General features: G+C 36.6%; 14 protein-coding genes and 1 pseudogene. 8 read left to right on the plus strand and 7 right to left on the minus strand.

The genetic code is table 11. The features are described from left to right. Positions 1-489: 489 nt before the first annotated feature. Together N1I87_RS09260 and N1I87_RS09265 are read left to right on the plus strand one after the other, a co-directional pair. Positions 490-810: an ArsR/SmtB family transcription factor gene (locus N1I87_RS09260; RefSeq protein ID WP_025726853.1), complete on the plus strand. Its 321-nt coding sequence runs from the start codon at positions 490-492 to the stop codon at positions 808-810. A 206-nt stretch (positions 811-1,016) separates the two neighbouring features. Further along, positions 1,017-1,988: an FTR1 family iron permease gene (locus N1I87_RS09265; RefSeq protein WP_025726852.1), complete on the plus strand. Its 972-nt coding sequence runs from the start codon at positions 1,017-1,019 to the stop codon at positions 1,986-1,988. Between the two features lie 214 nt (positions 1,989-2,202). On the opposite strand, the gene N1I87_RS09270 is transcribed toward N1I87_RS09265, so the two are convergent. Continuing rightward, positions 2,203-2,553 carry a double zinc ribbon domain-containing protein gene (locus tag N1I87_RS09270; protein ID WP_025726851.1) on the minus strand — a complete coding sequence of 117 codons (351 nt, stop codon included), beginning with the start codon at positions 2,551-2,553 and terminating at the stop codon, positions 2,203-2,205. A 541-nt stretch (positions 2,554-3,094) separates the two neighbouring features. Here N1I87_RS09270 and N1I87_RS09275 point away from each other — a divergent pair. Beyond that, the gene (locus N1I87_RS09275; RefSeq protein ID WP_341101437.1) at positions 3,095-3,547 is read left to right on the plus strand and encodes a site-specific integrase; all 453 of its coding nucleotides are present in this window, start codon (positions 3,095-3,097) and stop codon (positions 3,545-3,547) included. Here the strand turns inward: N1I87_RS09275 and N1I87_RS09280 are convergent. The 3 genes from N1I87_RS09280 to N1I87_RS09290 all read right to left on the minus strand — a co-directional run bounded on the left by N1I87_RS09280 (position 3,522) and on the right by N1I87_RS09290 (position 4,645). Then, a complete protein-coding gene (locus N1I87_RS09280) occupies positions 3,522-4,088 on the minus strand; it encodes an LOG family protein (protein ID WP_341094449.1) in 567 nt (188 codons plus the stop codon). The genes N1I87_RS09275 and N1I87_RS09280 overlap by 26 nt on opposite strands. A gap of 87 nt (positions 4,089-4,175) precedes the next feature. Next, positions 4,176-4,508, minus strand: a complete 333-nt coding sequence (locus N1I87_RS09285; RefSeq protein WP_003352898.1) for a M24 family metallopeptidase — start codon at positions 4,506-4,508, stop codon at positions 4,176-4,178. Between the two features lie 11 nt (positions 4,509-4,519). Further along, a complete protein-coding gene (locus tag N1I87_RS09290; protein WP_341101439.1) occupies positions 4,520-4,645 on the minus strand; it encodes a hypothetical protein in 126 nt (41 codons plus the stop codon). A gap of 40 nt (positions 4,646-4,685) precedes the next feature. On the opposite strand from N1I87_RS09290, the gene tnpA reads away from it, so the two are divergent. From tnpA to N1I87_RS09310, 4 genes are all read left to right on the plus strand, one after another. Beyond that, the gene (tnpA, locus tag N1I87_RS09295; protein WP_003352856.1) at positions 4,686-5,006 is read left to right on the plus strand and encodes an IS66 family insertion sequence element accessory protein TnpA; all 321 of its coding nucleotides are present in this window, start codon (positions 4,686-4,688) and stop codon (positions 5,004-5,006) included. Next, positions 5,000-5,356: an IS66 family insertion sequence element accessory protein TnpB gene (gene tnpB, locus N1I87_RS09300; protein ID WP_003352857.1), complete on the plus strand. Its 357-nt coding sequence runs from the start codon at positions 5,000-5,002 to the stop codon at positions 5,354-5,356. Before tnpA ends, tnpB begins: the two co-directional genes overlap by 7 nt. A 61-nt stretch (positions 5,357-5,417) precedes the next feature. Further along, positions 5,418-6,995, plus strand: coding sequence for an IS66 family transposase (gene tnpC / locus N1I87_RS09305; protein WP_048623352.1), 1,578 nt, complete (start codon positions 5,418-5,420; stop codon positions 6,993-6,995). Between the two features lie 163 nt (positions 6,996-7,158). Further along, entirely contained in the window at positions 7,159-9,483 is a 2,325-nt protein-coding gene (locus N1I87_RS09310) for a TOTE conflict system archaeo-eukaryotic primase domain-containing protein (protein ID WP_341103337.1), read from the plus strand. Positions 9,484-9,834: 351 nt separating this feature from the next. Here N1I87_RS09310 and N1I87_RS09315 read toward each other — a convergent pair whose 3' ends face one another. Beyond that, positions 9,835-9,915 carry a HepT-like ribonuclease domain-containing protein gene (locus N1I87_RS09315; RefSeq protein ID WP_328205159.1) on the minus strand — a complete coding sequence of 27 codons (81 nt, stop codon included), beginning with the start codon at positions 9,913-9,915 and terminating at the stop codon, positions 9,835-9,837. Positions 9,916-10,102: 187 nt separating this feature from the next. Next, a pseudogene (locus tag N1I87_RS09320) lies at positions 10,103-10,273 on the minus strand (nucleotidyltransferase); the annotation flags it as partial. A gap of 121 nt (positions 10,274-10,394) precedes the next feature. Here N1I87_RS09320 and N1I87_RS09325 point away from each other — a divergent pair. Then, positions 10,395-11,576: an IS701 family transposase gene (locus tag N1I87_RS09325; RefSeq protein WP_040037972.1), complete on the plus strand. Its 1,182-nt coding sequence runs from the start codon at positions 10,395-10,397 to the stop codon at positions 11,574-11,576. A gap of 458 nt (positions 11,577-12,034) precedes the next feature. Here the strand turns inward: N1I87_RS09325 and N1I87_RS09330 are convergent, their stop codons facing one another. After that, on the minus strand, positions 12,035-12,676 hold the full coding sequence (locus N1I87_RS09330; RefSeq protein ID WP_390895364.1) for a ribonuclease H1 domain-containing protein: 642 nt from the start codon (positions 12,674-12,676) through the stop codon (positions 12,035-12,037). Positions 12,677-12,897 lie beyond the last annotated feature (221 nt).

The following is a 12,897-nucleotide window of genomic DNA, read 5'->3' on the forward strand; positions in this document are numbered from 1 at the left end:
TAATGATTTCATATTGAGCAATATATTTATATACAAAGCTAAAGTGCCTTCTGGGGTCTTCTTTATTAATCAATTCCTTATTTTCGTAACACATCATATTTACGTGTATTAGTTGTAATAGCTACGATCACGTCTACGATTATGACGATAATTATCATCATCGTGCTGTCGAAGTTGATGATTTCATAAAGTGCCAATGATGACGGGAATAGATGCTTAATTAAATCTGACATTTTTTTCCATAGTATAACTTTCATAAAGTTTTGAGTAACTACATATACATAATACACATATATGAGTATATGTTCAAATATTAATATTTATTTATTCTTTACATTTTTAAGTATTTAACCCGTCCTTCTTAATAATTAATGGAAAAATTTGAGGTAGGATTATTATATCAGTTAACCAGTTTGCACAATTCGATTACTTTCTCATTTTGTCCTATAATAAATAATACCCCAATAATAAATTCTAAGGAGTTACAATATGGAGAATAGCAAATTTTTAGACGAACATTTAGATAGTGATACATTAACTAATGTATCCCAAATATTCAAAGCTTTATCTGACCCAACTAGAATTCGTATTCTTAACCTTCTCTTTCAAGGAGAACATTCTGTTACAGAAATTTCTGAAATTCTCTCTTTGCAACAATCTGCTGTATCACATCAATTACGAATACTAAAAAACTTACGTTTAGTGAAATTTCGCCGTGAAGGTACCACTATTTATTATTCCCATGATGATGAACATGTAATGAGCATCCTAAGACAAACCATTGAACATTCTAATCATTGTGAGGGATAAACGTCAGCTGTAATGACATCAGTTGACGTTTCAGTCTCATCCAACACATGGATATTCCTTTTTCGATTGATGCTAAAATTATGTTGAATTTTTTGTTTTAAATATGGTTGCCAAAATTATCTTGACGTCTAAATAGCGCCAAGTTAAAATTTGAGTATACAATGATAACGATTATCATTATTGTTTATACATAGGAGGACAGAAAATTGTTCCAAAAAGTTTTTAACTTAAAAACTATCTTGATTACCATTTCCATTCTTGTTTTAATTGGAGTTCTTGTATGGCAAGGGATATACTTCAAAGGAAATCCTGACCCTACCGCTAGAAATATTACACCAGGGGCAGCTATTATAAATACAGCAATCTTAGTCTTTCGGGAAGGATTAGAGGCTATTCTTGTTTTAGCAGCAATCATATCAGGATTAATTCGTAAGAAACAGGATAATTATTGGAAACCCATTTCTCTTGGAGCAGGTGTTTCATTTTTAGCAACTCTTGTTACGTGGTTTGTAGTTGTAGCAATCATTTCTTCTGTCAATGCGTCACAGCTTAATATCCAAGCATTTACTGGTGTCTTGGCTGTAGTGGTTTTATTAATTATTCTTAATTGGTTTTTTCATAAAATTTACTGGACGGGCTGGATCAGTCTTCATAATCGAAAAAAACAAGAATTAATAGGGAAAAAAGATACTGAAGTATCAACAAGTGCCTTTTGGTCCTTGTTTTTAGTTGGTCTAACATCTGTATATCGCGAAGGTTTTGAAGTAGTTCTATTCCTTCAAAATTTACGATTAAAAGTTGGATCTGACATTATACTTCAAGGAACATTGATTGGATTATCGTTAACCATGATTGTGGGAGTCCTTACATTTTTATTTCAGAAGAAACTTCCTCATAAGAAAATGTTGGTATTTACAGGTGCCCTTTTAGTCATGGTGCTTGCGGTGATGGTGGGTGAAACCGTACAAGAAATGCAACTTGCTGGATGGATAAGTACAACGTCTATCAATGTACATTTCCCAAATTGGTTAGGCGTTTGGTTCTGTGTGTTCCCAAATGTAGAAGGATTATCTTCGCAAGCTGTTGCGGTTGTTTATGTATTAGGTTCTTATTTCCTACAACGTTACCTAACCAAACGAAAAGCAATGAAAAAATCAAATGCAATAAAAACAGCATGAGCTTCTATCTTTTGCTATACAAAAAAGAGCTTACTTAAAGGTTAAAATTATAGACTTTTAAGCCATTAGTTTCAAATCAGTTCGAAAATTCAAATAAGGAGTAAAGAAATCTGTAGTCTAGATAATGATTGGAATCTTGGGTTTTTTATGTTAATAGTGATGTATATCTTTACAAAAAACCTTCTCTTCACAGTACAGGAAGAGAAGGTTTTGTTCATCGGATTTGTGTTCCACATTGAGGACAAAATTTGACGTTTTCCATGACAGGAGTATTGCATTTTGGACAAGCAATAGGAGTTTTCTGTAACTTATTTCCGCATTCATAACAGAATTTATGACTTATATCGTTAGAAACACCACAGCGCTCACAAATAATCACGCGTGAATTAGTTGGAGAAACTCTTGGTTCCTCATAGCGATATGGTCTGGGGTCTTCATAGTACTCATGATGATGATCATGATGGTGATCGTGATGACCATGCCCATAGCGATGATGATGAACATGATCATGATCATGTTCATCATCATGATAGCCACCTAATATATATTTGAGAAAGTCTGACATACCTATTCCTCCTTTATCCATCAAAGTTCTTGGTGTACAATCTACCAGAACTTTTATATACTCCTATTATATATGAATAATTAATCAAATAATCATGTATTGGTTCCATTATATGAATTTTACATTTAATGTGTCAATACATCAAGGAAATACGTTAAACTTACTATTATTTACAACTGGCATTCTTAAAATAGACATCCCAGAAAAACTATGCTAAAATTTATTAAAGTATTTATTGAACGATAATTATCATTTTTTATTCGTTTTATCAAATTTCAGACGATAAATTATGAGAACTTCCTATAATTCTATTTTTAAGCCCTTCACTATATATTATGTAAACTAACTTATTTCTTCGTAATGTTAGGGGTTCTTCCCTTCAAGTTCCTATAAAAACAATTATTAGGCACTTCCTCTTCTAAGTTCCTCATAATTTTTCGTCAGTTTTTTGTTAAACGAATTATCTATTTTTTAGACGATAATGATCATCTTTTAAACTTGTTATCAATATTCGTTTATTATCACTGGAGGTGTTATTTAGATGTTGCTGCAAGAAGCTATTGATGAATTTTTACTGTATCTAGAAATTGAAAAAAACTATTCGAAAAACACTGTTGCTGGTTATTCTTTTGATCTTAAGACCTTTGAAGATTTTTTGGTAAAGCATCATCGATCCCTTGAATTGGATGACATTCATAAAACTCTCGTGCGACGTTTTATCCAAGAACAAGTTACAAAAGAAAATATGAAACCTAGAACGATTCACCGAAAAATCTCTTGTTTAAAATCGTTTACGAAGTACTGTACACGCGAAAACCTGTTGATGAATGATTTCATGGTTGGTATCGAAACCCCGAAGATTGATAATAAACTACCTGTATATATGAACTTGCAGGAGTTACAAAAACAAAACTCTTTCGCTATCTTGAAAATGATACAGGTCGATTTGCCATCAGGAACCAGAGGTATCATGTCCATTTATTTACTAAATTAGGTTTGAAATTCTCCATCAATTGATAAAGAGTATCCACATTGCCAGCACTTATAATTAACTTTAGATTTTCAGGCTTTGCAAAACCTTTATCGACAGTATGTTCTAACATTTTTATGAGAGGATCGAAGAAACCATTGACATTAAGCAGAGCAATTGGCTTATTATGTATGCCTATTTGCAACCAAGAGAGCACTTCAAAAAGTTCTTCATAAGTTCCATAACCTCCAGGCATGACAATAAATCCATCTGCTAACTCATACATTTTCGCTTTGCGTGTATGCATTGTGTCTACAATAAAGAGTTCACTTATATTTTCATGTGCTAGTTCCTTATCTTTTAAAAACTTAGGTATGATCCCAATAACATGGCCTTTATGGCTTAAGACAGCATCTGCAATTTCCCCCATTAGCCCCGCCTTCCCTCCACCGTAAATCAGGGATATTTTTTTATTGGCAAGGAACTTTCCAAGCTCTCTGGCTGCTTGCCTAAACTCCATGTCATTCCCATAGTTTGAACCACAAAATACACAAATGGATTTCATCTTTCTCACCTTCCCCGTTGATTATTATTCCAATTACTTACAGGAACACTCTGCATATTAAGCGGCATTGGAGAGTAAGTCAAGACTTTATGGAAATTTTTTCAGACCCGCACTCATTGTTAATTTAAATACATCTTTTCCCTTCATACCGATCTTTACTTCATTAATTGCCACAAGCTGTCCCTTGTACAATGCATTAAATTTATCATACTCGGGTTTCATATATTTATATGAGAACACCCGTGCATTATCTGCCCAATACCCATTACAGACTACATCGCAATCAAACCATATTAAGTCCCCAGGTTGGAGCTTAATTTCCGATTTTTGTCTACGTTGTCCTCCAACCGCGTGTCTACCTATTTTGATCATTGGTAAAGCAGCGATAGCTCCTTGACTGGCTATAGATGTATTAAACATGTTTGCTATTTCTAATTCACTAATGCCTTCTTTGAGATTACTGATAACATCTTCTTCCTTAAAGTGGTTTGATTGAAAGTAAGTAATTTAATTGTAAGCGTCAAATCTTGGACACCTTCTTGATGTGCTAATTTCATGAGATAATCTCCTCAAGATGAAATTGAAGGAGGTTTTTTTATGCCTAAGAATCCTGAATTACGAAAGGTTTGGGAACAACGAATCGCTGACTATCGTAAAAGCGGTCAAACTCAAGTAAACTGGTGCAAGGAAAATCAATGGAGTATTCACCAGTTTAAATACTGGTTAAGAAAAATTGAAAATCCAATAAAAAATCAAGGAAAGTCTACAAAATGGGCATCCGTTACCCTAGAAGATCATTCACAAACAGTTGAAAATTCATTACGGATTGAAATTAGTGGGATTTCAATTGAAGTAAAACCTGGTTTCGATCCGGCCTTTCTTTCAGAAGTGGTTAGGACGTTGAAATCAACATGTTAGTTGGTACAAGAGCTGAACGAGTTTACTTGGCAAAAGGAAGTACTGATTTGAGAAAATCCATTGATGGATTAGCTGCTTTGGTGAAAGAGGGATTTGATTTAGATCCCTTTTCATCAAGCTATTTTGTGTTCTGTAATCGAAAGCGAGATAAATTAAAAATTCTTCACTGGGACTATAATGGTTTTTGGCTTTATTATCGTCGATTGGAAAAAGGAAAATTTCAATGGCCAAATGAAAATGACACTGGAACGATACAAATTAGTTATCGGCAATTACGCTGGTTATTGGATGGTCTTGCAATGGAGCAAAAGAAAGCACACCCAGAAGTAAAGGCTAGAACAGTTATATGAATTTTTTACTTTTAACAAAAACCTTGGAGGAAAATAGCTAAAACCGTCGAATTATTACTACATGATGAAAAATTTAAAGAATCCTACCCAAAACCCATTTGAATTAATTGAAAAACTTCAACAGCAAATCGTTGAATTGACGGCGAAATTACGATGGTATGAAGAACAGTATCGTCTTAGTCAAAAACGAAAATTTGGCTCTTCAAGCGAAAAAACAAATCCTAATCAATTAGAACTACCTTTATTCAATGAAGCAGAGGTAGAGTCTAATGTAAAAGCCGAAGAGCCAACTGTTGAAACAATTACATATCGTCGTAAAAAGAAACGTGGTCAACGTCAAGCTACGTTTGAAAACCTGCCTATGGAAACGATTGAATATCGTTTACCCGAAGAAGAGCAGGTCTGTTCGTGTTGCGGTGAAAAAACACACGAAATGAGCACAGAAGTACGACAAGAATTAGTGATTATTCCGGCTCAAGTCAAAGTTTTAAAACACGTTCGATATGTCTATGGATGCCGTCATTGTGAGCGTAATGAAATAGAGACACCAATCGTTACAGCACCTGCCCCAAAATCTGTGTATCCAAAAAGTTTAGCTTCACCGTCAAGCATGGCATATATTATGAATCAAAAATATGTAGAGGGGCTACCTCTATATCGCCAAGAACAACAGTTCAAACGATTAGGTGTGATCTTATCCAGGCAAACCATGGCCAATTGGATGCTTTATGGTGCCGAAAAATGGCTTGCGCCAATTTATCAACGAATGAAAGAGCATCTCCTCTCTAAAGACATTCTACATGCGGATGAAACAACTGTTCAGGTTTTACATGAACCTGGAAGGTCAAGTACATCGAAATCTTACATGTGGCTTTATCGGACTGGAAGAGAGGATCCACCACTTGTCCTTTATGACTATCAGGAAACTAGAGCAGGAGAACATGCCAAAGAATTCCTAAAAGGGTTTAAAGGATACCTGCATGTCGATGGATATGCAGGATACCATAAGGTATCCGGCGTAACATTAGTTGGATGTTGGGCTCATGCCCGCAGAAAGTTCGATGAGGCTTTAAACGTACTTCCTGAATCCAAACGTCATTCAGCAGTCACAGTTCGGGAAGGACTCAATTTCTGTAATCAGCTATTTGCCATCGAGCGTGATTTGAAAGAATGTACACCAGAAGAACGATATAAAAAACGACTTAAACACAGCCAACCATTGTTGGAGGCTTTTTCAGCATGGCTAAAAACAGAGAAAAGCAATGTTTTACCAAAGAGTCTATTAGGTCAAGCCATTACATACTGCCTCAACCAATGGGAAAAACTCGTGGCATTTTTAGAGGATGGACGTTTAGAAATCGATAATAATCGAAGTGAACGATCCATTAAACCATTTGTGATCGGTAGGAAGAACTGGATTTTTAGCAATACTCCGAAAGGAGCTAAGGCCAGCTCAATCATTTACAGTATTGTGGAGACAGCAAAAGAGAATAAATTAAATCCATTTTATTATCTTCGCTACTTATTTGAAAGGCTTCCCAATATGGATATAAGCAATATGGATGAGCTTGATCAACTACTTCCTTGGTCCAAAACAATTCCTTTGAATTGTCGGGTTTTTAATAACTTATCACAATAATAGTATTTAATCCCTATCATTAAAAGGTGGGGATTATTTTACGCTTACATTTAATTAAATACTAGTATAAAGAGTTGTTTAATTTTGGATGATCACTTTTACACTTCTAACTCAATGCTTTACAATATCATTACAGTTAAATAAATGTTTTAGAGGTAAAGTCATGGACATCCGGATTCAGTTACAACAAGCTCTTGCGGAATGTGAACGTTTAAGGAAAGAAAATGAATATTTAAAACACATTCTTTCAATGATGATGCAAAAGAAAGAAAACAATCATTCTGTAACTATGGCTAGTTCTATAGTGAACAACCAATCGTCACCGGAAGAAAAGATACGATTATTCAAGCAACTTTTTAGAGGACGAACAGATGTATATGCGGTTCGCTGGGAATCAAAAAACGGTCGCGCGGGATATACGCCTGCTTGCGCCTATGAGTGGCAACCGCCTATTTGTCGAAAACCGGAGATAAAATGCAGTGAGTGTCAGCATCGAACATTGCTACCGCTAAATGATCAAGTGCTTTACGATCATTTAAGCGGGAAGCATACGGTTGGAATTTATCCAATGCAAAAAGATGAAACGTGTTTCTTTTTGGCGATTGATTTTGACAAAAAGAATTGGCAAGAGGATGTGTTGGCGTTTGTTCGTGTATGTAAAGAGTTTTCCGTACCGTATAGTATTGAACGCTCAAGATCTGGGAATGGTGCACACTTATGGATTTTCTTCTCCGAAGCGATTCCTGCTTCATTAGCTCGCAAAATGGGAATGACATTGCTCGCTAAAACAATGGAAAAAAGATATGAAATAGGTTTAGACTCCTATGATCGATTATTCCCGAATCAAGATACGCTTCCAAAAGGCGGATTCGGAAATTTAATTGCATTGCCGCTTCAGCGAAAGCCAAGGACAAACGGCAATAGTGTATTTGTAGATGAATCCTTTACTCCTTATCCAGACCAATGGATGTATTTATCTTCTGTTCAAACGATGACAAAAAAAGAAGTACAAGATGTGGTACAGCTTTACGAAAATAAATCTATTACTGTAAACGAAGTGTATCCAGAGGAAATTACTATTGAATTAAAGAATGGTCTATACATTCTAAAAGATAGAGCCCCCTCTTCTCTTTTAACTAAGTTGACGAAACTAGCAACGTTAGCGAATCCTGAATTTTATAGAGCCCAGAAAAATCGCATGTCTACATACGGAATACCGCGAGTGATTAATTGCTCATGGGATAAGGAAGGATATTTGGTCTTACCTCGTGGCTGTTTGGAGGAGGTTATCAACCTTTTATCGTCATTATCCATTCAAACTGAAATCATTGATGATCAATTCGATGGCAAGACGATTGATGTGGAATTTCAAGGTGAGTTAACTTTCCAGCAACACGATGCAATATCACAATTATTGAAACACAATACTGGTGTTCTTTCAGCAACCACTGGTTTTGGCAAAACGGTTATAGCGGCAGCTCTTATTGCGGAACGAAAAACCAATACGTTAGTCATCGTTCATCGTACACAGTTGATGCAACAATGGTTAGAGCAATTATCAACGTTTCTTAATATTTCATCAAAAGAAATCGGACAAATTGGAGGCGGAAAAAACAAAATAACAGGAAATATCGATATAGCAACCATTCAAAGCTTAAATTACAAGGGTCAGTTGAAGTCATTTATTACTCAATATGGCCAAATCATTGTCGATGAATGCCATCATATTTCCGCCTTTAGCTTTGAACAAGTGTTAAAACAAGTTCGCGCCAAGTATGTGTATGGTCTAACAGCTACACCGATTCGTAAAGATGGTTTACATCCTATTATTCACATGCAGTGTGGTCCTATTCGTTATAAAATTGACGGGAAAATACAAGCAAAAGTAAGGCCATTTGTTCATCGTTTAATTCCAAGGTACACGAACTTTACGTCCTCACACAAAGATATTCAGCAACTTTATACAGAAATAGCACTCAATGAACGGCGAAATCAGCAATTATTTGATGATGTGTTGTCTGCACTTGAAGAAGGCCGCTGTCCGTTAATCTTAACGGAACGAATTGAGCATATTGAAATTTTGAAGCAATTATTTAAAGGATTTGCCAAAAATATTATTGTACTCTCCGGGAATATGACGAAAAAAGAACGAATGGAACAATTGCAACGACTTGCTTCCATTCCTGATGACATGGAAAGATTAGTGATTGCAACAGGAAAATATATCGGCGAAGGATTTGACAATGCCCGATTAGATACTCTATTCTTAGCAATGCCAATTTCATGGAAAGGCACCCTGCAACAATATGTCGGACGCTTGCATCGAATTCATGCAAATAAACAAGAAGTACGTGTATATGACTACGTGGATAAAAAAATCCCGATTATGCAAAAGATGTTTGAAAAAAGATTAGAGGGGTATCGCGCAATGGGATATGTTATGGATGAAAAAAACACTTCGTACAACGAACAGATGAAGTTGTTTTAATCTTAGTTATAGAAATGGGCATATGTTTCATTTCACTTCACTTACACAAGATTACGATTAAATTAGCAGAACCCACCTCGACTCTTAACAATGTGTACCAAGGTGGGGCTTTTTCATTTATTTATGGGGTTAGAAAATACAGCAAATGTTAAACGCCCAACTACATTTGATGAGAAACTAGAGATTTTAAGAGAACGCCGGTTGAAAATAGATAGTATGGATTTTTAACGACAGTAAATTATTATCGATTATCATCTTCTATGCCAACTCAAAAAGATTTGGTCTTTAAAAAAATATCCACTCTAATTTTCATTTAGTAACTACTCAACATGTTTTTTTAACTTAGGAATCTTATTTCTGAACAACATCCCAGACAATTCGATAATTAATGGAGAAATAACCGTGAATCATCATATCTCTCATGCCAGCCATCTTTCTCTATTCGATATGTGGGTGTGCTTGTCGGATTTCATTTGGAATGTTTTTCGTTGCTTAGCCAATCACTAATATATTTTTAATTACCGCGTCCGACACTAAGTCTTTGTCTAGAAAATCATCATAAGATAAGCCCTTGGTGTATTTCTCAATTTTTCTGCAGAGAATATCTTGTAAAAAAACTTTAGGCTCTCTCTGCATAATTAGCACTCCTTAAAATACTAGGCTTTAATGCTGGTTTGATATCATCTAAAATGTCTAAATCTACCGGCTTTTGAAAATGATCTTCCAGATTGAATTTTAAATCCATATAATCATCGAATGTCATGGCATCATCCATAAATTCCACTAACACACTATAGATGAGCAAATTCGCTAACATAAATTTACAACCAAACAAAAAAAGAGACATGAACCCGATTCCTTGATTAGAATAGATGTGTCACCAAAACTATTCACAAGGAGGTTCATGTCTCATGAATAGATTAGCACATCATCAAGGAATCCACAAGTTTTTCACGATGTTGGGGTTGGCACTTTATTTTTCAAAACCTGTCATGAAGCATCTCGTTCATATCGTGGATGCGCTGACCACCAAAGGATTTGCGGGAACATTGACCGATCTTCATCATTGGAGCTTTCATCCGAACCACCGCACGACACTCAGCCATTTTTTCACGAAAAGCCCTTGGGATGAAGAGACGCTGCTTCGCAAACTTCAACAGTGGATGCTTCGTCGTGTCGAACGCATCGCCAAACAGGAGAATCAACCCCTTTTTGTTTCGATCGATGATACGATTTGCCAAAAAACCAAGCCTTCGTCACAGGCAACGCACGCCATTCAAGGGTGTGATTGGCACTATTCTCACACAGAGAAAAAGTCGATCTGGGGACATTCTCTCGTTTGGCTCATGGTTCATACGATGACCCAGGCTTTTCCCTTTGCGTTCCGCCTCTACGACAAGGCGGCTGGGAAAAGCAAGGGGGAACTCGCGATCGAGATGCTTTCTTCTTTGGATGTACACCGTCCTGTTTATGTGCTGATGGACTCTTGGTATCCATCGCAAACGCTCGTGGAAGCTTGTCTGAAAAAGGGATTCCACGTAATCGCAATGCTCAAGGCCAATCGGCTTCTTTATCCAAAAGGCATTGCGGTTCAGGTGAGGGAGTTTGCCCGCTACATCGAACCGAAAGACACTCACCTCGTCACGGTGGGAGAAGAGCGTTATCGGGTTTATCGCTACGAAGGCTCTCTCAAAGGTCTCGATGATGCCGTGGTGCTGCTCGCTTGGAAAGCCGATCAGCCGATGACATCGGAACATCTTCACTGCGTCTTGAGCACCGACCGGGATCTAAGCGATGAAGAGATCTTGCGCTACTATGCCCAGCGTTGGTCGATCGAATGTTTTTTCCGTCAAGCGAAAGACCAGCTGAAACTCGATGGATACCGCGTTCGCGGACGTCGGGCGGTGAAACGCTACTGGATCTTGGTGCAGCTTGCTTACGTGTACAGCATGTTCGAGTCGAACAGCGATTTTTCTGATGGGCTCGATCTTCTGCGCAAGAGAAAAGGACATAGCCTCGTGGAGTTCATTTACCGTGCAGCGAAACAAAATATTCCCATTGATACCGTGAAAAAACAGCTCCACGTGGCATAAGGGGTACCCTGTTTGTCTCTTTTACATGGTAATTATTGTAATTAAAATTGCTCAACTACAGTAACACATCAATATCACTGGACTATCTTTGTTCTCCCCGGCTATACGAACCAAATAAACCAATCCTTCTTCATCTACTGTATCTTTTGCTCTGATAATATAAGGTAACTTTATACGCGCAAAAACTTTTAGCCCCAAATCGAGGTACCCCCTCTTCACTAATAATTACACCCATCAATTCAATAAAAGCTAAATTTTGTATTTTTAAAAATTATACTATTGACTGACATGCTTCTCAGAGAGAATACAGCAAATTAGCTTTGATGCTTCATTTACATAAAAGAATAATTGTGTTAAATCTGTTTTAGAGTCCAAATAAAACAAAACAATACTACTACAATCGAAAACTATAAACTTCATCGACATCTTCATATTACATAGAAATTGTAGACAACCGGCTATTTCCGTCCGAAATCTGCTTTAATCTCACCCCATATGTCTGTTTCCCATTTGAGAATAGGGTTATTGTAATCGTTTTTTTTGAGCCATTGCTTCGCTCTTTCAATGAGCCGCCAAACTCGTTCGGTGTCTTTATTTCTTATTAGCGCAGTATTAACCTTTTTAGTTTTCACCCATTTGATAGCGGTTAGGGAGTCTGAATAAATAGGATAATCTTTTCCATACTGCTTTAGGAAGGCTAAAGCATGAACGATAGCTAAAAATTCTCCGACGTTATTTGTTCCAAGAATAGGGCCAAAGTGAAACAATACTTTTCCAGTTTTCGTGTACACTCCTTTGTATTCCATTTGTCCGGGATTGCCGCTACATGCCGCATCTACGCATATGCTCTCTTCTATATATGTCATATCTTTATTTAAATTAAGGGATATCTGTTGGGATGTTTTGGCCTTCTCTGCAGTCCTATAGTATTTCGTCCAACCATCATGATAAGCTTGTTTAGCCTCTTCGATGGATGAAAATGACTTATACTTTGCACTGGCTACCCCTAATACATATTGTTTGCATTCATCCCATGAAGAAAAAATACCTGTCTGTTTACCTATCCAGACCACGTAATATTTTGTTTTCTTTTTCTCCATCATTCCACTTCCTTGAACTTCAGGAGTTAACTGACTCTCCTTTGTATGAACGCTCCGTAACGTTTCCGTATTTTCCTTTTTGATTGGCTTTGTTCCTTGCTTTAGGATGACGTTATTAACAATATCGGAATCCTCAACAATCCCATTACTTCCGTTAATTAATACATAAGAGCGAGTATTTCGACCAATGGCAAGGCGTTTTTGGTACTTCCTTTTATATA

This window comes from Bacillus sp. FSL W8-0102 (assembly GCF_038007225.1).
GTDB classification, from domain to species: domain Bacteria; phylum Bacillota; class Bacilli; order Bacillales; family DSM-4216; genus Bacillus_O; species Bacillus_O smithii.